The organism is Brochothrix campestris FSL F6-1037 (assembly GCF_000525915.1).
Classification (GTDB): Bacteria; Bacillota; Bacilli; order Lactobacillales; family Listeriaceae; genus Brochothrix; species Brochothrix campestris.
Map to the genome: position 1 here is coordinate 1 of NZ_AODH01000050.1, position 20,213 is coordinate 20,213.

Consider the following 20,213-nt stretch of genomic DNA (forward strand, 5'->3'; position numbering starts at 1 on the left):
CGTCGCTGCCTTTTAGCTGAAATATCCCAGAAGTTAGCTGATGGAACTGGAAGAACAAAAGTGACAGCAGCTCGTTCAACTTCGAAGATATTGGAAGATAAAAGGTCTGCGACTATTTCCCGTCGCTGCCTTTTAGCTGAAATATCCCAGAAGTTAGCTGATGGAACTGGAAGAACAAAAGTGACAGCAACCGTTAGAAGCAAACAGCTTCGAATCGCGAAAAAGGAAGTGAAAGTGACAGCCCTTATTCATCCCAATCACTCTTATTGTTCTTCATATTTAAAGCAAAAAAATAGCAACGGAGCGTTGTTTTTAGCAACGTACCGTTGATATTTTTTTGCTGCTTTATTCCAAATAAAAGACCGCTTCAAGGGCTGTTTCAACCGGGCTATTATCCGCATTCGTTTTCATTAAAGGCTTCATTGCGACCCACCATTCTTGACAAATAGCTGTTTCAGCAATTTTTTGGTAAGCCGCCTTATTATCAACTTCCAAATAAGCAAAGAGTTCATCCGTTGTTTCATCAAAGAAAATCGAATAGTTATGTGCTCCATGTGTCTTCAAGGCCGCCTTCATTTCCGGCCATAACTCATCATGCCGTTTTTTGTACTCGTCTTTTACATTTGGTAACAAATACATTTTACTCGCAATTCGTTCCATCGTTACACCCCTTTCAAATAGCCTGCCACTGGTGTGACTTTAAACGCATCTGCCAATGCTTGTAATTGTGCATCAGTAATCGTCTGTTTCACACCACCTTGTGCTTGTACATAGGTATATACTTGGGCAGCTTTTTCGGCTGTTTCAATTAAGCCAAATACTTCATCCATGTCTTTACCACAGCCATAGATGCCATGATGTGGCCACACAACGAGACGACTCTTTTGCATTTTAGCAGATGTTTGTTCACCAATAACAGTTGTTCCTGGAACAAGCCATTCAATCACACCGACACCGTCTGGGAACACAACAATACACTCCGTACACATTTGCCATAATGTTCGTGTTAGCGCACGTTCTGCCAAATCATGCGTATATGTCATTGCTAATAAATGTGTCGCATGGCAGTGCATCACAATCCGGTTGTTGGGATCGACTTCCAATCGTTTAATATGACTCATTAAATGTGAGGGCAACTCACTCGTTGGCACGCCTCCATCTACAAAGCCCCATAATACTTCAACAGCTGCGCCATCCGTTGCAATACGAATGACACCGAGACTCTTTTCTGGTTCGAATGCGACATTTTTGAAGTACTTACCTGAACCCGTCACAATAAAATAGCGTCCTGCTAAAGCCGTTGCATCAAATGCTAAGGGTAGCGTTCGTACGACTGTTGTTAACGTCAAATACTGTGCAACCTCGGCCTCCGTTAGCAAATAACTAATATTCCCGCCGTTGCGTTCATCCCAGCCTAAACGATACATATTGGCCGTTGTTGCCATCATCTCTTTTACAAAGTGAGCATTAATAATTGTCATCAGTGCGCCTCCTAGCGTTTTGCTAATACATTTTTTTTCATATGCTTTTACTGCTGTCAACCAGTCAAGTCCAACTGGTACGCCTTGTTCTTGACAATAATAGTTCCACACACTACCGAATGGAAAATCTTTCAGTTCTTCAACCAATGCTAAGCGTTCTGTATAATTCCCCTCACGTTCAATTGTTTTTAAGTAGTCTGTTGGTTCTAACATCGCTTTTAGAACTGCTTTAATCGCGTTACGGGTTCCGATTACCCAAGCAGCCACACGGTTAATTGTCGCATCAAAAAAATCGAGGCCAATATATGTTTTTTGCAACAAATCATTACGAACAAGTTCACGTCCGATTGCTTGCAATTCATCATCCATGACAACGACATGGTCACTATCCCAACGAACAGGACGACTAACATGTAACAAAATTCCACTGCTATATAACGATAGAGCCGATAATTTATCAGAGATGACTTCCGTCGGATGGAAGTGTCCGGCATCCATACAAATTAATTTATCACGGGTTAAACCATAACCCATATAAAATTCATGAGAGCCAACCGTGTATGCTTCCGCACCAAGACCAAACACCTTACTTTCAACCGCATCTAATGTATGGGCTGTATCATAGCTCGTTTCAAAAATTTCATCGAGTGATTCCATTAGGCGTTGACGTGGACTAAGACGATCAATCGGTGTATCTTTGTATCCATCTGGCACCCAAAAATTATTCACACACACTTGACCGAGTTCCTCACCAAAATAGTTAGCGATTTTACGTGAGGCCTTTCCGTGTTCAATCCAAAATTGACGAATTGAATCATCTGGACTCGCTAATGTAAAACCATCTGCTGAATTAGCATGTGAGAAAAACGTTGGATTAAAGTCGAGTCCGATTCCCTGCGCTTTGGCCCAGTCAACCCATTTACTAAAATGACGCGGTTCTAATGTATTTAAATCGACTTGCTCCGTTGTATCTGCATACATTGCATGTAAGTTTAATTTATGTTTCCCAGGAATTAATGCATAGGCTTGCTCCAAGTCAGCCCGTAATTGATCCGGTGTATGTGCTGCCCCTAAATAGTTGCCGGATACAGCAATACCTCCGGTTAATTCACCGTCTGGATTTAAGAAGCCACGAACATCGTCGCCTTGCCAACAGTGCATTGAGATTTTCACCTGTGCAATTTTGCGTAAAACCTCATCTGTATCGATTCCAAGTGTGGCATATTGTGCTTTTGCTTCATTATATTGTGTAGTAATGTTTGTCATTTTAATGACCTCCTATTTTTGTTAGTAAGTGTTCAAATTCATTGTTTGCGTTATTAGATGGTTCATATGTTTCACCAGCAAATGATTGAGCGATCACCTGGCGTGCTTCTGCAAGATTGTCAATTTCTCCAGCAGTAATCATCTGCACCGCAAGATTACCAATTGCAGTCGCTTCAGCTGGTCCGGTTTTAATCGTAATGTTTGCTAAATCAGCGGTTAATTGGTTTAAGACTGCCACATTACTCCCACCACCGACAATGTAAAGCACCGCTGTTTTTTCACCAACAATCGCATCTAACGCCTTAATTTCTTTGGCATAACATAATGCTAAACTGCTATAAACACAATTGGTTAATTCACCGGTGGTTTGCGGAATCGGTTGGTTTGTTTCGCGACAATAATCTTGAATCGCAGCAATCATCTGTGGCGGATTGTTAAATCGCTCATCATTCACATCGATTACCGAGGTGAAGTAAGCGGTCTCATTTGCAAGTTCCGCCATTTCAGCATAACTGTGAAGATAGTCTTCATTACGGGCAATTTCTTGAACAATCCAAAGGCCCATAATGTTTTTTAAGAACCGGTAGGTACCATAAGCGCCCCATTCATTCGTATAGTTAGCCGCAAACGAGGCAGCGGTCACTTTGGGTGTTGCTAATTCTTTGCCTAATAACGACCAGGTTCCGCTACTAATATAAGACCAATTGGCGTGTGTTGCCGGTACACCAACAATTGCTGAGGCAGTATCGTGCGTCGCGACTGTAATTATTTCACAGGCAGGTAAGTCAAATGTTGGAAACTGCTCTCTTTGTAAGGGACCTAACACAGTGCCAGCTTCAACGAGTTCAGCAAACAACTCAGGTTTAACACCAATCTCACTTAAGAGATCGTCATCAAAGAGCTTATCTGAATAGTTTAATAACTGTGTCGTCGATGAATTGGTCACCTCTGAGACGGCTTTTCCGGTTAAACAATAGCCGATGTAATCAGGGATTAATAATAATGTATCCGCTTGTGCCAGAACGTCTTTATCTTCCACGTATAACTGATACAACGTATTTAATTCCAGAAATTGAATGCCCGTTTTTTGGTAAATATAATCTTTTGAACAATGCTCAGTCAGGTTTACAATTGCATTTTCTGTCCGTTTATCGCGATAACTAATCGGATCCGACAGTTTTTGGCCTTGTTGAAGCAGCACATAATCAACACCCCACGTGTCAATTCCGACCGAGCATGACTCAATCCCACGTGACTTTACGTGTGTTAAGCCAGTTAAAATTTGTGTCATCAACTCATCAATGTCCCAACGATCGTGTCCGTCTTTATGAGAAAAGCCATTTTTAAAGCGATGAATTTCTTCTAATGCAAGCTTGCCTGCTGTGATTGATCCTAGCAATACTCGACCACTTGAAGCACCGATATCAACTGCCACATAATGTTTCATCTAACGTCCCTCCTCTATTTCTCCGTTGAGCCGTAACGTTCTTTCGTAATCGCGGCTAACGATTTTCCTTGCGTGTTTGGCGTCCAAATCACACCGATAATGAGTGAAATGACGAGCATGATAATCATGAAGACACCGGCTGCTTTGAACCCTAGTGAGCTGAGCATTAGTGGGAATATCATTGACCAGATGCCGACACTTGAACGAACCACAAAATACATTAAGCCTTGTGCGGCCCCTCGATAGCGAGCTGGGAATAATTCTGAAGACCATAATGCGTAAAAGGCCTGTGCACCAATACCTGCTTGAAAGCCCCAAGCGATAACAAAAATCCATAAAGCCAACCACGTCATTCCTGCGAACGTTAAAACGATCCAAGCGATAACGCCAAGGGCTGCCCCAATCGTAAATAGTGTACGTTGACTAATTTTATCCGCATATTTAGAGAAAACAAAGTAGGTTGAAACAGCTGTTGTCGTCCAGAGAACCGTTTGTAACAAGTTCGCTTGCGTGTTTGTTAGCCCACCTACTGTTTCGTAGACGAATGGCATAAAGAAGCCCATTGCTCCAGCAACTAAGTTCCAGAACATGTACACTCCTACGAGGAATAATAACGATTTAATATTAATTTTATTCGTAAATAATTCTTTATAGGGATGTGCTTTTTTAGTGATTTTTTCTTCAGCCTGTGATGCTTGCCAAGCTTCCGATTCGTCGAGTTTCCGTTGCATTTGCCATGCAATAAAAGCAACAACAAACAATGTTCCGAAGATGATTCGATTACCCATTAATCCCAGTGGCGATAAAATAACACCGAGCAAGAAAATAATTGCAGGTCCAATCGACCAGGCAAATTGTGATATCCCAATATTACGGGCACGATTTCCTGCATCTGATGTTTCTGATATATACGTCCAGGCTGCTGGAACACCAATACCGACTGAAATACCAGTAACTAAGAAGCCGGCGAGCAACATCGTGAAATTCATCGAGAACATAATTAAGGCGACACCGAGCATGTAAATTAACATATTATACGTGTAAATAAATTTTCGGCCATATTTATCCGCTAAACGACCACCGAGTAATGCACCAATTGCTGCCCCAAACGCATTGGCACTTACCGCACCTAAGATACCGACAGCTAAACTTGATAAATTTAATTCTTCCGCCCAAAGTGTTAATCCTGAGGCCCCTGCAACTATCGCACCGGCATCCAAATAATTTGTTAATGAGACCGCAATAGTGCCTTTTTTATTTCCTGCTTTGTTCACAACTGCTTCCGACATTTCTTTTCCTCCTCTTTGTAAACGCTTTCTTAATTCTATTTAACCGCTTTTTGTATCCGCTTACAATGTCATTGTGTTAGAATGAAAGTATCAAATTCACAGAGGTGATAAAATGGATAGTAGTCTTTTAAATACGATTTCACAGTTATCTACGATTGAAAAAAGACAACAATCAGGTATGGCTTTTATTATGGATATTCCTCAATCTGGCATCCTCAGACTAAATAATGAAATTGAGTTGATTAATGACTATTTCTTCAAACACAAAGATATCTTCATTAATCGGCACAATCGTTTTGCTGACTACCCCGCTCATAAACATGAATTTGTTGAACTGAATTATATGCTCAAGGGTAGTTGTCAACAAGTTGTCGATGGTCATGAACTCACCTTACATGAAGGTGAATTATTATTATTAGACGTCGGCTGTACCCATTCTTTAAAAGCATGTGGCGAAAATGATTTATTAATGAATATTGTTTTCAAAAACCAAGCGATTAATATCGACTGGCTCACGACCATGCATAAACAAAATAGTCCCGCGTTCAAGTTTTTATTGAATGCTTCTGGTAAAACTAGCTGTAATCAAACAAAGTATCTTCATTTTGAAAGTAGTCATATCACACATATCCAATTTGTTTTATCACGGATTATTCATGAATATTATTTAGAGACAGATTACTCCACTCGCATAATACACATGTACTTGCCGATACTTTTCACTGAGCTTATTAGGAAATGTGATTCGATGCTTAGCCACTCATTAACGAAAGAATTGTCTGTCAATGATGAACTGATGCTTTCTATTTTAAAACTAATAGAAACTGACTATCAAACACTCACTTTAAAGCAACTTGCTTCAAAAATCGGCTACAATACAAACTACACTGGTAATCTCATCAAAAAAATTACAGGGCTGACCTTTACACAACTTTTGAATGAACGTCGGCTTATTGTTGCCCATCACCTCATAGCTACAACCGATTTACCGATTAATGCGATCATTGAGACGATTGGTTGTTCCAATAAAACTTATTTTTATAAAATATATAAAGAACACTTCCACCACTTCCCCTCTCACGCACGAAAAAAAACAACAAGACACCTCCTATATTTAAGCTATCAATTGGAAACCGAACGAACTAATGCTATAGTACTACTTAAAGAGGGTATACCTAAAAAAAGATATAAATAAGGCGGTGTTCATATGGAGCGACAAACAGTGTTACAACTCGAACAAATCACTAAAAAAATCAAACGCAAGTCCATCGTAAGCGATATTACCTTTTCGCTTAAACAAGGCGAGATTTTAGGCTTATTAGGACCCAATGGTTCTGGTAAAACAACGATTATGCGACAAATAGTCGGTCTTACCTTTCCGACAAACGGTAAAATCGTTGTGATGAACGAGCAGGTCAGCCCAACTAATCGTAAATACTTAAAACATATTGGTGCCATTATCGAAAACCCCGAATTTTATAACTATATGACAGGCTACCAAAATTTAATGCAATTCATCCGCCTGTCCAATTATGAAATTACAACGACCGAACTCGATCAATTAATTGAACGCGTTCATTTAACCGACAGTATCCACAATAAGGTTAAGACTTATTCGCTCGGAATGAGGCAACGTCTTGGCGTCGCTCAAGCTATCTTACATAAACCAACCATTCTTATTTTAGACGAACCAACAAACGGACTAGACCCCCAAGGTGTGCGTGAATTCCGCGAGTTGTTAAAAGAACTCGCCTTTAAAGAGAACGTCGGTATTTTAATTTCGAGCCATCTGCTACATGAGATTGAACAAATGTGTACTCGCCTCCTCGTATTAGAAAAAGGCGTTATCATTAAGGATACATCTTTAGATAATATGCTTGTGCAAACAAATATCATTAAGTTAAAAACTTCCGATAACCACTCAGCCAAGCTGTCACTCGAGACCTTAGATTACGAGGCAAACTTAAGTGGGGAGCAACTTATCATCACGTTGAAAACAGCATCTTTGGCCGAGGTCATTCGTACACTCGTCCAAGATAACATTGATATTATCGCCATCGAGCAACCGCGTGAAACGCTCGAAGATAACTTCATCAAACTAACCAATCATTCACAAGGAGGCGATGTGCATGTTTAGTCTCATTCAAAATGAATTTTTCAAACTGTGGTTCCGTCGTTCAACTCTGGTTTTTGTACTGCTCACAGCTATTTTCGGTCTAGGGTTTGCTTATCTTTGCAGCTCACTCGAATTAGTATCTGATGGCGCCTACTATTTTTATAATTTAGGTGGCATTACGTCGTTAATTAATTTATTTATTGTCATCTTAGCCAGCACGATTGTTGCCAGTGAATTTAGCCAAGGCACCATTAAATTTTTATTGATTCGGCCATTTAGTCGCACACAAATATTGTTATCGAAAATCATCACGGCTTTTATCATGGCGATTTTATTAACACTTCTCCTATTTATGACGAGCTACCTCGGTACGTTACTGTTTTTTAAAGATGTTAATCTCACCGCCAATTTAACGAGTGTCGTTGACGTCTCTGCACTCAATTTAGCCTTTCGGACAGCAGGCGCAAATCTTTTACTCATGTTATTTTATATTATGATTTCTGTTTTCATCTCCGCTTCATTCAGATCGCAAGCATTGGCAGTTGGTTTTGGTACTGCCGTCTTATTTTCTTCGAGTATTTTAAATGGTATTTCGATGATGCTCATTCAAAAATACAGTTGGTTACGATGGAACCCGTTTAATACCTTAAATATTAAGGATAGTGTGATGCCTGCTAAATTAGCTGAATCAAACCTGTTTGACTTCCATCTTTCAGCTCCGCAGATGATGATTGCTTTGATGGTCTACATCATTATTTTTTATCTCTTGTCACAGGTTATTTTCAACCGTCGTGATGTATCACTTAGCTAAATCCACATACTATGATATACTATGATTAGAACTTATTTATATTGAAAAACAACTGGAGGAGCCTGTCATTGACGGGCTCTTTTTGTCTTGAGGAGGAAATTATGGAGTTATTATGGCAATTGGCACTTATTATCGTGGCAGCAAAAAGTGTGGGGTACTTATCACAACGACTCGGGCAACCGAGCGTCCTTGGTGAAATTATCGTTGGTATTTTAATCGGACCAGCCGTTTTCGGTTGGCTGACTTTCTCTCATTCACTCGAAACCTTTAGTGAACTGGGTGTGATTTTCTTAATGTTTTTTGCCGGTTTAGAAACAAACATGAAGGACTTGCGTGACAACCAAAAATCAGCCATCACCGTCGCCGTCTTAGGTGTGATTGCACCCTTTATTGGTGGTTACCTAGTCGGTTATTTGATGGGCTTATCACTGACACATTCTCTGTTCATCGGGATCGTTTTTTCGGCTACGTCAGTCAGCATTTCAGTTCAAACCTTCCGCGAGTTAAATGTTCTTAAAAGTCGTGAAAGCATTACCGTCCTTGGGGCGGCTGTCGTTGATGATGTGCTTGTGATTGTCGGTTTAGCGGTGATGTTAAGTTTAACCGTTGCCGATGATATGAGTTTATCGCTTGTTTTTATTAAACAGCTCGTTTTCTTCATTGTTATTATCCTGATCAGTTGGAAAATTGTGCCACTCATCGCTCGCTTATTCTCAAAATCGAACGATGCTTTTATAGTTTTTGCTGCCATTCTCTGCTTAAGCTTTTCATATTTCGCAGATGCAATGGGCTTAAGCAATATTATTGGTGCCTTCATTGCCGGCTTAGCCTTGTCGGGCATCAAACAAAAAGTGGTCGTTGAAGAGAAATTCGCGCCCGCCATTTTCACCTTATTCGTCCCGGTCTTTTTTGTCGGAATTGGATTATCAGTCGACTTCACCGGTATTGGCTCTCATCTGTTATTATTACTCTTACTAACAGTTGTCGCTATTATTACAAAACTAGTTGGGGCTGCAATTGGGGCACGAGTCACTGGCTTTGATACACGCGGATCGCTCATCATCGGGGCGGCCATGATTTCTCGAGGCGAAGTCGCTTTGATTACTGCCAGTCTCGGCTTGAGTGCGGGTCTCATCTCGCAAAGTTACTTCACACCGATTATAGTCGCGGTCATTATTACGACCTTAGTGACACCACCTTTACTTAAAGCCTTAATTAAACCCGCATAAGATGAACACGTTTTTTTAGTGAAAGTAACAAAACAGCTCCTACTCTATCGATTACTTTCGATAAAGCTGGGGCTGCTTTTTTGTATCTATTTGTCTCTTGCCTGATCGAATCTGTTTTTGGATTAATCCAAATAAAAAAGGATTAGCAAGCATCTATTCTGCCACTAATCCTTTTTTGGTTGCGCTAGATTCCTATGAATCGACTTTTTGTTTCTTTTTATCGTTCATTAAAGTGCAATTTTACCATCGCTATCTGCTGTTTTAAAGATGGCTAAAATGCCTTGGATAATACCAATCACACCTGGTATCCCTGTCCAACAAAAGATTAAGAACAAGATGCCGAGTCCATTTTTACCGGCATAAAATTGATGGAGACCAAAATGACCTAAAAACAAGGCTAGTACTATGTAAATAACTTTATTAACTTCCTTCATTTCCAATCACGCCCCTTTGTATCTTTAGAATATCATGGTTAGTATGTACCTTCAACTTTAACGGTCATGAGAATAGTTTTTCTGCCACTGTTTTATTGAGTGATTTAAACATCTCATTATGCGAAGAAACCATGCCGATTGCATCTGCTTTTGGTTCAACAAATTGTTTGCATTGGTTGATTGCATTAGCAGCATCTTGAAACGTACCGGCAATTAAATTGAGTTTGCTTCATACGCAATAATGTCGCCTACGGCAAAGATACCGGGGACAGACGTTTCACAATAACCATTGCCTTCGATTAATTGATGTTCGTTCATCTTCACCTTTGCTTGCTCAATGAGGGCGTTATCAATCTCATAGCCGTGATTAACAATCACTTCATCAACATCAACGATTTGCTCCTCACCATCTCGTAACAGCGACACACCACAAATCCGACTGTTATGTTTATCTGAAATAAACGACCGTACAGTTGTATTATACCAACATTCCACCTTATTGTGAGCCAACTTAGCAATATCCGCTTCATGGGCCACTAATTCTGTTTTGCGACAAGCAATGTACACTTTTTTGGCATAGGGTTCAATTTCATTCGCCCAGTCGACGGCCGAATGGCCTCCGCCTGATACAAGCACTGTTTTGCCACGAAAACTTCCGAGCGATTTGACGGTGTAATTGAGGTTGGTCACTTCAAATCGTTCTGCGCCTGTAATCGCAATTTTTTGTGGTGTAATGATGCCACTCCCCACAGCGAATATAACCGTTTTAGAGTAGTGCGGCTGACCCGATGCTGTCATTAATTCGAAGTGATTGTCCTTCTTTGTCACCGAAACGACCTTTTCTTTGAGCACAACAGTTGGGTTAAAGGTATGGGCCTGCGTCACAATTTGGTCAATAAATTGTCCGGCTGGAATCGGTGGTTGTCCGCCAATATCCCAAACGATTTTTTCAGGATAAATTTGTAGTTTTCCACCGAGAGATGCTTGAAAATCAATGACTTTCGTCTTCATTTGACGCAGTCCTGCATAGAAGGTTGAGTAGCACCCTGATGGGCCACCCCCGATAATCGTCACATCATAGAGTTCTTTTTCATCCATTAGACCTAACTCCTTTAGGCGGTTAACCGCGATTGTTATTGACAAGGCTAGTAATTTAAGTTTATTATACACTTAATTGATAACGATTATCAATCTATTATTACTAGATGGGAGTGCGCTGACATGACGCGTTTACATATTTCAAAACTTGACGTCTTTTATGGCTCTAAAAAAACAGTCGAGTCAGTTACCTTAGAACTACCCGATCAAAAAATAACCGCGATTATCGGACCCAACGGTTGCGGTAAATCAACCTTATTAAAAGCCGTTGCACGCATTCTACCTTACGAAAATGGTAGTATCGTCCTCGATGGTGCCAAAATTAAGCAACTGCCCTCATTGGCAATTGCTAAAAAGCTCGCCATTCTACCACAGTCACCTGAAACACCAATCGGTTTAAGTGTTTATGACCTCGTTTCTTACGGGCGTTATCCGCATCAACGTCGCTCTAATAAAGCAGCCGATAAAAAAGTGATTGAGTGGGCCTTAGCAGTCACACAGATTACGTCTTTAAAAGATGCCCTCATTGATGAATTATCGGGCGGTCAACGCCAACGTGTTTGGATCGCGATGGCTTTAGCTCAAGATACTGACTTTATTATTTTAGATGAACCGACAACTTATTTAGACATCGCTCATCAACTCGAGGTATTGGAGTTATTACAGCAGCTAAACATTCAACAACATCGTACAATCGTGATGGTGTTGCACGATTTAAACCAAGCCGCACGCTATGCCGACCATATTGTCGCAATGAAAGAAGGCAAGGTGCTTTATGCCGGCACACCGCAAGAAGTTATGACCAGTCCTAATCTCGCTGCCATTTTCAACATTGAAACAGAAATTGACTGGGATGAACGTTACCATTGTCCACGCTGTATTTCATATAACTTATTGCCAAAAAAAAGGAGATTCTCATGAAAACTAAACTTATGCTTGTCTGTATCGCTGCACTCGTCCTTATCTTAACAGGCTGTGGCACTGACGCAGCTAAACACACAACTGCGAAAGCAGAGCCTAAAACATTCACCTATCAATCTGAAGATGGTCCGATTGAACTACCAGCGAAGCCACAGCGTATCGTCGTTTTATCTGGTTTTGCAGGGAACGTTCTTAAATTCAGTGACAAGGTTGTTGGTGTTGATAGCTGGTCAAAAATGAATCCGAACTTCGATAAACAACTTAAAAATGTCACCGAAGTGTCTGAAGACGACCTCGAAAGCATCATTGCCGTTAAACCTGATTTAATCATCGCCCTTCAAACCGTTAAAGGTAAAGAAAAGCTTAAAAAAATCGCCCCCACTGTCCTCTATACGTATGGTAAACTTCCCTACTTAGAACAGGCACTTGAAATTGGTAAGGCGATTAATCAAGAAAAAGCAGCTGCTGCTTGGATTAAAGATTACCAAGCCCGTACCAAAGTAGCGGGTAAAGAAGTGAAGGCGCACATCGGTGAAGATGCGACGATTTCAATCTTAGAAAAATTCAATAAACAAGTGACTGTGTTCGGTGATAACTGGGGCCGCGGTTCTGAAGTTGTCTATCAAGAAATGGGTCTGAAAATGCCTGATATCGTGAAAGAAAAAGCCTTAAAAGCTGGCTACTACACGTTATCTAACGAAGAATTAGGCAACTATATGGGCGACTATGTCATCTTAAGTTCTGCCAGTGATGCCGATAGTTCTTTCCAAAAAACAGCTTCATTTAATGCGATTCCAGCCGTGAAAAACAACCGTGTCATCAATGTGGAATCAGCAACCTTTTATTTCAATGATCCCTTGACGCTTGATTTCCAATTAAAAACAATCAAAGACGCGTTACTAAAAATGAATTAATCACCTTCGGAGGTACTATTTGTGACATCACACCTTAATCGACCACTACGTTTCGTTATTATTAGTGTGATACTCTTACTCTTGCTTGTGTGTGCATTCGCCTTAGGGGCAACAAATTATTCGTTGCCTTACCTTTGGCAGAGCCTGTTTGACGGGGCGCATGCACAAACATTCACAACCCTCCTCGAACTCAGGCTGCCACGTAATGTTGCAGCCTTACTCGTTGGTGCGGCATTAGGAGTATCAGGCTGTATTATGCAAGCAATCACCCGTAATCCTTTAGCTGATCCTGGCTTGCTTGGTTTAAGTGCCGGGGCAAACCTCGGCATTTCACTTGTGATGGCGCTCATCCCAACTTTATCATTTTACGGCATCATGGGGGCCTCTTTTCTCGGAGCCACATTGGGGGCTCTCCTTGTGTTAGGCATGAGCCAATCGCATAGTATTTTCAAAGTTATTCTGGCCGGGGCCGCTATTTCAGCTTTGCTCACCGCCATCGCAGAGGGCATTATGCTGTTAACAAAGTCCTCACAAAGCGTCACAATGTGGACGTCAGGTGGGCTAATTGGGGTGACGTGGGCGGAGGTCAAACTGGTTTTCCCGGTTATTGCCATTGCCTTACTCTGTGCTTTGTTGCTCGCAAAAAAAGTTGGCTTGCTGAGTATGAGCGACGAGGTTGGCATCGGGCTAGGACTTAATATTAAACAAACAAAATTACTGTTATTTTTATTAACAACATTGTTAACCGGGGCTGCCGTTGCCTTAATCGGGAACATGGCCTTTGTCGGTCTCATCGTGCCGCATATTGCCCGCTATGTTATCGGCACAAACTACCGCTATCAATTGCCGATGGCGGCCTTAACTGGGGCCGGCTTACTCTTACTAGCAGATACGTTAAGCCGTGCGCTCAATCCGCCGTTCGAAATTCCGATTGTGGCGATTTTATCGATTGCCGGTTTGCCGTTCTTTTTATTCATCGTTCAACGCGGAGGTGTGACTCATGACTAAACAACAACGACGTCTGCGTTTTAGTGTAATTGCCCTTCTGTTACTTGTCTGTTTTTTTAGCTCGTTGATGGCTGCAAGTCATGCGGTTAGTTTCAACCGCATTTTAGCGACTTTAGTCGGTGATGGTACTATGATGGAAAATTTCATCGTTTGGGAAATCCGCTTACCACGTTTATTTATCGTCTTGTTTGCTGGTATGGCACTTGCCTTATCCGGTGCCCTGCTGCAAACGGTCATTAAAAATGACTTAGCTGATCCGGGTATCATCGGTATTAATGCCGGTGCAGGCGCTGGTATTGCCGTATTCTTCTTATTCGCACCGCTTTCCTTAGCGAATCAATCGTATTTATTGCCCGTGGCCGGCTGTGTTGGCGCAGGCTTAACCGCTACTTTAATCCTCGTCTTATCAAATAACAAAACGAGTGCGATGATTTTAAACGGCATCGGTTTTTCGTTTGCGATGTCTGGCATCATGGTTGTGTTAATGTCACCGACGCGGCAAGAAAAGGTGGATTTTTTGGCGAGTTGGCTCGCCGGTTCCATCTGGGGTACAAGTTGGTTTTATGCCGCGATTTTAGCGGGACTTTGCCTCGTTGTTATCCCGACTATTTTAAGCCAAGTACGACAACTCGATTATTTACAACTGAGCCGTGAATCAATCATTGGACTTGGTATCCCCTTAAAACGGTGGCGCATCGGTTATATTAGCTCCGCTGTTGTGCTAGCTGGTGTCGCTGTATCAATTACAGGTGGTATTTCGTTCATCGGCTTACTTGGCCCGCACATCGCCAAAAATTTAGTCGGCACTAAACACCGGCATTTTTTACCAATGAGCTTGCTAATTGGTGCGATTTTGCTTGTCGCTGCTGACGGCATTGCCCAACGATTGAACATCCCCGCTGGCATTATCGTGGCAATTATTGGCGCACCATATTTCATTTATTTATTGAGGAAAAAGTAAAAGTACGTTAAAGCTGTTTTAACCTGCAGTGATTGGAAAGTTCGAGCTTGCGATTATTTTCTATCGCAAGCAGCGAAGTTGAAATTTACGTGCTGTTAGCTGATGTAACTGGAGAGGTAACAGCGAAATCAAACTGTTAGAACTGTCGAAATTGGAACTACCGAATCGGCCGATTATTTACCGTCGGCAAGTGAGGAGTGAAATTTCCTAAGTGCTGGTTGATTGAGCTGGATAAATAAAAGCGAAATCAAACCGTTAGAAACGAGAATATAAAAAAAAAGAAGCTGTTATCACAGCTTCTTTTTTTTGACACTCTAACTTTAGTATTCAATTAAACAATTTCCAATAGCGCTGTTAACGACGTCACAGTATAAGTGGGGGTTATGCCTTCAATCAATGGTTTAGCCTCACGATTTAGCCAAATCGATCGCATCCCACTACGATTAGCACCTAATATATCAGTCATCAAATTATCACCAATCATTATTGTTTCTGTGGCTTCAATCGCTAATGTCGCTAAGAGATGTTCAAATAAACGCACATCCGGCTTACCATAGCCGATATCGCCTGAAATGATGATGCTCTCAAAGAAAGGGACTAGCTCAGGAGTTAAACGTAATTTTTCATTTTGTAAACTCGGGGCACCATTCGTTAACAATACCAATTGGTATCTCGCCTGCAGTTCTGCTAAAACAGATAGGCTATCCTCATATAAAAAGGGACTTTGACGGCGCATTGTGATGAAATAAGCGGCACAAGCTTCCGCTAGCTGCCAGTTTTCAATGCCACAAGCTTGTAAGCCTTGATGCCATGCATCATTACGGTAACGAGGAGCCAATCTTTGCAACGCTGAAAAAACAGGTAACGACTCATCAAACTGAGCCCACAAACCTTCAAATGGATTGATTCCAATTTGTTGAGTGAGCGAATAAGTTGGATAACTGGCATAAAGCTTAGTGGCTACCTCTCTCACGGCTTTTTCTAGCAATTCCGCATCAACACCTGTTTGTGCCTTGGCATGCTCACAGGTTAATCTAAAGGCCTCTGAGATACTTTTCTTATCCCATAATAAAGTATCATCTAAATCGAATACTAGCGTTTTGATTGTCATTGACTTCGCTCCCCTACGTTCGTTTTTTTTAGCATAGCATAATTTTCAGCTAAAAAAAAACCAACAGTTTGTAGACCAAGTCAGAAAGACGACTTTTTTTGAAAACAACTCAAGTGGCTTTTTCTACGAGCGGACTGCACTTTCAATCATACTATCATTAACGAGCAGAATCCCCACCATCAATTACTAATGCTGCCCCTGTAATATAAGAGGATTCATCCGATGCTAAAAATAGCGCTGCATTGGCGACTTCAACTGCTTTACCTAAACGTTTAAGTGGTGTTGCTGCCACAAGCGCCGCCATACCTGAGGCACCACCAGTAATCAGCGCAATTTTGTCATTTAATCTGTTCATTTCATCAAAAACCCTTTTTTAATAGATTTCACTTCTTAACGAAGTCCCTCCTGCTACTTTACCTCAAATCAGTCCATATGAACCTCTCGAACTATTAAAGGATAATCGCTTTGATAAAGCTTTTTATATCGCTGTAAAATATTGTTTCAACTGTTTTTCAAATAGTTGAAACCCCTTTTTTTGCTCTAGACCCCGTTGTGAAATCATTATCATCTCCACTGTATTTTGTGGGACATCCAATGGTTTAAAGGCTAACGGCTGTTCTTTTTTTCGTGTAGCCTCCACAAACGAATAATCCACACCAAAGGTTGCCGCTCCTTCATGCAATGCCTTCGTTAAGGCATTGGTATTATTTGAACTCAGTCGCAAATTAGGACAACCGTATCGGCAGATGACTTCTTCAAAATACCATAAGATAAAATCATCACGATAGCTTACTAATGGATATGTCAACAATTCCTCAGGGCTGATTTTAGCCTTACGTCCGTAGCGGCTCTCCTTTGGTACAATAGCCAACATCTTGGCTGTTTGTAATCGTTGCGCATTCACACCCGTCAAATCTAACTTCATCTCAGGATGAATCATCAACAGTCCAATATCAAGCTCATTCTGTTGCACCGCTTTAATAATATCAATACCGTTCTTTTCTGCAATCGCTAACTGCACGTCTGGTTGTTGCTGATTAAACTGTGTGCTTATTTGCATCAACAAGTGCATTGCTGTCGGAATCGTCGCTAGCCGAATCACCCCATTGGAACACATCGTTGTTCGCTCGATTTGCTGATGCATATCGCTAACAACCTTCGTGATTTTCTTAGCATATTGAATCACTACTTGACCTTGTGCAGTCGCCTGGCTGCCTTTTTTTGAGCGTTTAAAAATCGATATTGCTAACTCCTTTTCAAGCGCGCTAATTGATTGACTCATCGCAGATAGCGTAATATTAGACTGCTCACTCGCCTTCGTTAATGAACCACTACGGGCGACAGCAATGACATACTCAAATTGTTGTAAATTCATAGTCTCTCCCTTCAGTTTTACTTAAGTTAACTAGCTTCTATGTCTAGTTTACTAAATTTAACATACTCTCACAACGATTTTGTAAGCGTTATCAATCAGTTGGAAACAACCTGTTTATATTCTTAAAAAAAAGACATTGACTCGATTGTCAACGTCTTAATTGCTACTATTTCTTAACTTTTCCTTCTAGCTGCTGTAACAGTGCTTGTATTTGATCATGGCTTTTTGTATTGGTAATGTTTTCCAAGCGTTTTTGGAAATCATCAAACTTACTTTGCGAAAGCTTAGCATCCTGTTTATCTTTCGCTAACCATTTTGTCATATCAGTTCTTAAGTTGTACGTATCCGATAGTTGTTTACTTGCACTTGCCAATGACATTAGACGTTCTTCTTTCCATTTTGAATCAGGAAAAATATCCATCGCGTTAATCGCTGCTTGAATTTTTGCTTGTGTCGCACTATTAGTGACAACACCTTGTTTAATTAAGCGATTGGTCATCTTGTTAGCCTTTTGACGATCTTCAATATCAGGCAACCGCGATTCTAATTCACCTCGTAAAACATCTTCCGAAACATTGTCGATATCTTGACGAAGATCAGTGACTGAAATAGTATTGTCGACATAACCATCCTTATCAACGATTGCTCGCACTTTCTTTGCAATTTTCTCATTATGTGTACTATGCGATTCTTGTGTATAGTAATACGCAGCATACGTGCCTCCACCTACTATTAGCAAGCCAATTAGCAATTTAATTACAAATGCTTTCATACATTCTCATACCCTTCTCTATATAGTGAAGTATTACTTTCATTTTAACACATTTCCACCTGTTTTAATTCCCTCCTTATCACTTTCCTCTCAAACAATTCACCCTATTTCAAATCGAAACCCTTGAAAATTTCCGAGGAAATAAAAAAAAAACTGCTACTTGCCTATACAGATAGTTTATTATCAGATAGAATTACAGATATACTTTGTAACAAAGTATTTTCATTCTTTAGAAAAGAGGCGATTATTTGAAAAGTACAACACAAACACCTATTGAAATTAAACATACACAACTATTACTCGGTTTACTAATGGCTGGTTTCATTGGATTATTTGGCGAAACAGCCTTAAACATAGCCTTGAGTCAATTAATGAAAGATTTCACAATTACCCCAAGTACTGTACAATGGCTTAGCACCAGTTACATTTTAGCAATTGGTATCCTAGCACCCTTATCTGGATTACTCCTTAGATGGGTAACCACCCGAAAATTATTATTATCATCTATTCTTATTTTCATCATCGGAACGATTATTTGCGCAACTGCTCCTTTATTTGCGTTTTTATTAATCGGACGGATTATTCAAGGTATCGCAACTGGTATTTTAATCCCACTCATTTTTAACACTGTCCTAATTATTTATCCTCCCGAAAAACGAGGGACAGCAATGGGATTCGTAGGCTAGTCATTAGTTTCGCACCGGTAATTGGCCCTACTATTTCAGGTTTTTTATTATCTAGTTTATCATGGCGTTGGATTTTCATCGTGATGCTCCCCTTTTTAGCCATCGCTTTCATTGTTTCATATATTTACATGCGAAACATCACCACGGTTACCCGACCAAAAATCGATGCATTATCGGTGGCACTCTCCGTCATCGGTTTTGGTAGTGTTGTGTTTGGTTTTTCATCTGCCGGCGATAAAGGTTGGGGGAGTATCGAGGTTGTTTTCACAATTAGCATCGGTTTAATTGCCCTCGCGCTCTTTACATACCGACAACTAAAAATGGTTATTCCAATTTTAAATTTACGCGTCTTTCAATATAAAAACTTCTCATTAGGCGTGTTGATGATTATTTTAGCATTTGGCATGATTATGGCTGTAATGCTCGTTTTACCGTTGTACTTTATTGATGGACGGCTATTGCCCGCGGCCTTAGTTGGCCTCTGCTTACTTCCTTGTGGGATTGCTAACGGGCTGTTCTCAGCTGTCGCGGGTCGACTATTCGATTCGTTCGGAGCAAAATGGCTCGTTAAGATCGGTGCCTTGCTTGCAGTATTGGCGATGACATTTCTCGTTTTCGCCACTGCAACAACAGCTATCGCAGCGATTATTATTGCAACCGTTGTCTTTATGATTGGCATTCCATTAATTTTTTCACCCGCTCAAACAAACGCGTTGAATCAATTACCACCTGAAATTGCACCGGATGGCACTGCCGTCTTAAACACGATGCAGCAAATCGGTGGTGCGATTGCGATTGCACTAACAATGGTCTTTTTAACCGCTGGAAAAACAGCGTATATCAATTCAGGCGGTGTGAATACAGCCTTTGAGATGATTAACGGCGCCCATTATGTCTTTATCTTTTCGTTGATTATCGCTGCGGTTCTATTCATCCTTTCTCTCTTTGTTAATACGAAAGCTTATGGCAAATAATTCACCCATACATTATATAAAACAAAAAAAGCCATTATCGATATTTCGATAATGGCTTTTTCTAGTTACATTATTCCGCTGGTTTTAATGTCCAGTCAAGTGTTGTTGCATATGTGCCAGCTGCGGTTGCTTTCGGTGCAGCTAATGTTGGGTTTAATTCAATTGTATGTTCAAAACGTGATCCGTTTGCTACGAGTTGATTTTCTTCCGACACTGCGACTGTTTCAGCTGTTACGCCTGCATTTGCTGTCGCTGCTAAGTTAATTTGCAAGCCTTGTTCTGTGAAACTTTTAGCATCGACGGGCGCTGTTTCTTTCACT

18 protein-coding genes and 4 pseudogenes are annotated in these 20,213 nt (G+C 40.8%); 10 read left to right on the forward strand and 12 right to left on the reverse strand.

Translation table 11 applies throughout. From position 1 onward, the window contains the following. A partial coding sequence (locus BCAMP_RS13950) for a hypothetical protein (protein WP_035315479.1) occupies positions 1–330 on the forward strand: 330 nt, incomplete at its 5' end. A 15-nt stretch (positions 331–345) separates the two neighbouring features. On the opposite strand, the gene rhaM is transcribed toward BCAMP_RS13950, so the two are convergent. The 5 genes and pseudogenes from rhaM to BCAMP_RS10440 all read right to left on the reverse strand — a co-directional run bounded on the left by rhaM (position 346) and on the right by BCAMP_RS10440 (position 5,483). After that, positions 346–660 carry an L-rhamnose mutarotase gene (gene rhaM, locus BCAMP_RS10425; RefSeq protein ID WP_035315482.1) on the reverse strand — a complete coding sequence of 105 codons (315 nt, stop codon included), beginning with the start codon at positions 658–660 and terminating at the stop codon, positions 346–348. Positions 661–662: 2 nt separating this feature from the next. Next, on the reverse strand, positions 663–1,481 hold the full coding sequence (rhaD, locus tag BCAMP_RS13955) for a rhamnulose-1-phosphate aldolase (RefSeq protein ID WP_198015775.1): 819 nt from the start codon (positions 1,479–1,481) through the stop codon (positions 663–665). Positions 1,482–1,499: 18 nt separating this feature from the next. Continuing rightward, positions 1,500–2,747 (reverse strand): annotated as a pseudogene (gene rhaA, locus BCAMP_RS13960) (L-rhamnose isomerase); the annotation flags it as partial. 1 nt (position 2,748) lies between these two features. After that, on the reverse strand, positions 2,749–4,194 hold the full coding sequence (gene rhaB / locus BCAMP_RS10435; RefSeq protein WP_035315484.1) for a rhamnulokinase: 1,446 nt from the start codon (positions 4,192–4,194) through the stop codon (positions 2,749–2,751). A gap of 14 nt (positions 4,195–4,208) precedes the next feature. Further along, entirely contained in the window at positions 4,209–5,483 is a 1,275-nt protein-coding gene (locus BCAMP_RS10440) for an MFS transporter (protein WP_035315486.1), read from the reverse strand. 112 nt (positions 5,484–5,595) lie between these two features. Between BCAMP_RS10440 and BCAMP_RS10445 the strand changes: the two genes are divergently transcribed. From BCAMP_RS10445 to BCAMP_RS10460, 4 genes are all read left to right on the forward strand, one after another. Further along, positions 5,596–6,678, forward strand: a complete 1,083-nt coding sequence (locus tag BCAMP_RS10445) for an AraC family transcriptional regulator (protein ID WP_084038812.1) — start codon at positions 5,596–5,598, stop codon at positions 6,676–6,678. 12 nt (positions 6,679–6,690) lie between these two features. Next, on the forward strand, positions 6,691–7,620 hold the full coding sequence (locus BCAMP_RS10450) for an ABC transporter ATP-binding protein (protein WP_035315488.1): 930 nt from the start codon (positions 6,691–6,693) through the stop codon (positions 7,618–7,620). Beyond that, positions 7,613–8,410, forward strand: a complete 798-nt coding sequence (locus tag BCAMP_RS10455; protein WP_035315489.1) for an ABC transporter permease — start codon at positions 7,613–7,615, stop codon at positions 8,408–8,410. Before BCAMP_RS10450 ends, BCAMP_RS10455 begins: the two co-directional genes overlap by 8 nt. A gap of 101 nt (positions 8,411–8,511) precedes the next feature. Next, positions 8,512–9,639, forward strand: coding sequence for a cation:proton antiporter (locus BCAMP_RS10460; RefSeq protein ID WP_035315491.1), 1,128 nt, complete (start codon positions 8,512–8,514; stop codon positions 9,637–9,639). 227 nt (positions 9,640–9,866) lie between these two features. Here the strand turns inward: BCAMP_RS10460 and BCAMP_RS10465 are convergent, their stop codons facing one another. Both BCAMP_RS10465 and BCAMP_RS10470 read right to left on the reverse strand, forming a co-directional pair. Then, a complete protein-coding gene (locus BCAMP_RS10465) occupies positions 9,867–10,073 on the reverse strand; it encodes a TM2 domain-containing protein (protein ID WP_035315493.1) in 207 nt (68 codons plus the stop codon). Positions 10,074–10,137: 64 nt separating this feature from the next. After that, positions 10,138–11,171 (reverse strand): annotated as a pseudogene (locus tag BCAMP_RS10470) (NAD(P)/FAD-dependent oxidoreductase). Positions 11,172–11,294: 123 nt separating this feature from the next. On the opposite strand from BCAMP_RS10470, the gene BCAMP_RS10475 reads away from it, so the two are divergent. Genes BCAMP_RS10475 through BCAMP_RS10490 form a run of 4 tightly spaced genes read left to right on the forward strand, consistent with a single transcriptional unit; the run spans position 11,295 to position 14,975 of the window. Next, on the forward strand, positions 11,295–12,092 hold the full coding sequence (locus BCAMP_RS10475) for an ABC transporter ATP-binding protein (protein WP_035315494.1): 798 nt from the start codon (positions 11,295–11,297) through the stop codon (positions 12,090–12,092). Further along, positions 12,089–13,006 carry an ABC transporter substrate-binding protein gene (locus BCAMP_RS10480; RefSeq protein ID WP_035315496.1) on the forward strand — a complete coding sequence of 306 codons (918 nt, stop codon included), beginning with the start codon at positions 12,089–12,091 and terminating at the stop codon, positions 13,004–13,006. Before BCAMP_RS10475 ends, BCAMP_RS10480 begins: the two co-directional genes overlap by 4 nt. 21 nt (positions 13,007–13,027) lie before the next feature. Then, a complete protein-coding gene (locus BCAMP_RS10485; RefSeq protein ID WP_035315498.1) occupies positions 13,028–14,014 on the forward strand; it encodes a FecCD family ABC transporter permease in 987 nt (328 codons plus the stop codon). Next, the gene (locus BCAMP_RS10490) at positions 14,007–14,975 is read left to right on the forward strand and encodes a FecCD family ABC transporter permease (protein ID WP_035315500.1); all 969 of its coding nucleotides are present in this window, start codon (positions 14,007–14,009) and stop codon (positions 14,973–14,975) included. The genes BCAMP_RS10485 and BCAMP_RS10490 overlap by 8 nt, the downstream gene beginning before the upstream one ends. 331 nt (positions 14,976–15,306) lie before the next feature. Here the strand turns inward: BCAMP_RS10490 and BCAMP_RS10495 are convergent, their stop codons facing one another. From BCAMP_RS10495 to BCAMP_RS10510, 4 genes and pseudogenes are all read right to left on the reverse strand, one after another. Continuing rightward, positions 15,307–16,086 (reverse strand): HAD family hydrolase, encoded by a 780-nt coding sequence (locus BCAMP_RS10495; protein ID WP_035315502.1) that lies wholly within the window; start codon positions 16,084–16,086, stop codon positions 15,307–15,309. 157 nt (positions 16,087–16,243) lie between these two features. After that, positions 16,244–16,390: pseudogene (locus BCAMP_RS10500) on the reverse strand (SDR family oxidoreductase); the annotation flags it as partial. A gap of 174 nt (positions 16,391–16,564) precedes the next feature. Further along, positions 16,565–17,461, reverse strand: coding sequence for a LysR family transcriptional regulator (locus BCAMP_RS10505; RefSeq protein ID WP_035315505.1), 897 nt, complete (start codon positions 17,459–17,461; stop codon positions 16,565–16,567). Between the two features lie 166 nt (positions 17,462–17,627). After that, a complete protein-coding gene (locus BCAMP_RS10510) occupies positions 17,628–18,233 on the reverse strand; it encodes a hypothetical protein (protein ID WP_035315507.1) in 606 nt (201 codons plus the stop codon). Positions 18,234–18,544: 311 nt separating this feature from the next. Here BCAMP_RS10510 and BCAMP_RS10515 point away from each other — a divergent pair. Further along, positions 18,545–19,893, forward strand: a pseudogene (locus BCAMP_RS10515) (DHA2 family efflux MFS transporter permease subunit). 70 nt (positions 19,894–19,963) lie between these two features. Here the strand turns inward: BCAMP_RS10515 and BCAMP_RS13965 are convergent. Continuing rightward, positions 19,964–20,213 (reverse strand): hypothetical protein (locus tag BCAMP_RS13965; RefSeq protein WP_198015774.1); only part of this gene is annotated, 250 nt, incomplete at its 5' end.

Coding starts and splice junctions, on each gene's coding strand:
- rhaM (WP_035315482.1), bottom strand. CDS start 660: ATGGAACGAATTGCGAGTAAAATGTATTTGTTACCAAATGTAAAAGAC.
- rhaD (WP_198015775.1), bottom strand. CDS start 1,481: ATGACAATTATTAATGCTCACTTTGTAAAAGAGATGATGGCAACAACG.
- rhaB (WP_035315484.1), bottom strand. CDS start 4,194: ATGAAACATTATGTGGCAGTTGATATCGGTGCTTCAAGTGGTCGAGTA.
- BCAMP_RS10440 (WP_035315486.1), bottom strand. CDS start 5,483: ATGTCGGAAGCAGTTGTGAACAAAGCAGGAAATAAAAAAGGCACTATT.
- BCAMP_RS10445 (WP_084038812.1), top strand. CDS start 5,596: ATGGATAGTAGTCTTTTAAATACGATTTCACAGTTATCTACGATTGAA.
- BCAMP_RS10450 (WP_035315488.1), top strand. CDS start 6,691: ATGGAGCGACAAACAGTGTTACAACTCGAACAAATCACTAAAAAAATC.
- BCAMP_RS10455 (WP_035315489.1), top strand. CDS start 7,613: ATGTTTAGTCTCATTCAAAATGAATTTTTCAAACTGTGGTTCCGTCGT.
- BCAMP_RS10460 (WP_035315491.1), top strand. CDS start 8,512: ATGGAGTTATTATGGCAATTGGCACTTATTATCGTGGCAGCAAAAAGT.
- BCAMP_RS10465 (WP_035315493.1), bottom strand. CDS start 10,073: ATGAAGGAAGTTAATAAAGTTATTTACATAGTACTAGCCTTGTTTTTA.
- BCAMP_RS10475 (WP_035315494.1), top strand. CDS start 11,295: ATGACGCGTTTACATATTTCAAAACTTGACGTCTTTTATGGCTCTAAA.
- BCAMP_RS10480 (WP_035315496.1), top strand. CDS start 12,089: ATGAAAACTAAACTTATGCTTGTCTGTATCGCTGCACTCGTCCTTATC.
- BCAMP_RS10490 (WP_035315500.1), top strand. CDS start 14,007: ATGACTAAACAACAACGACGTCTGCGTTTTAGTGTAATTGCCCTTCTG.
- BCAMP_RS10495 (WP_035315502.1), bottom strand. CDS start 16,086: ATGACAATCAAAACGCTAGTATTCGATTTAGATGATACTTTATTATGG.
- BCAMP_RS10505 (WP_035315505.1), bottom strand. CDS start 17,461: ATGAATTTACAACAATTTGAGTATGTCATTGCTGTCGCCCGTAGTGGT.
- BCAMP_RS10510 (WP_035315507.1), bottom strand. CDS start 18,233: ATGAAAGCATTTGTAATTAAATTGCTAATTGGCTTGCTAATAGTAGGT.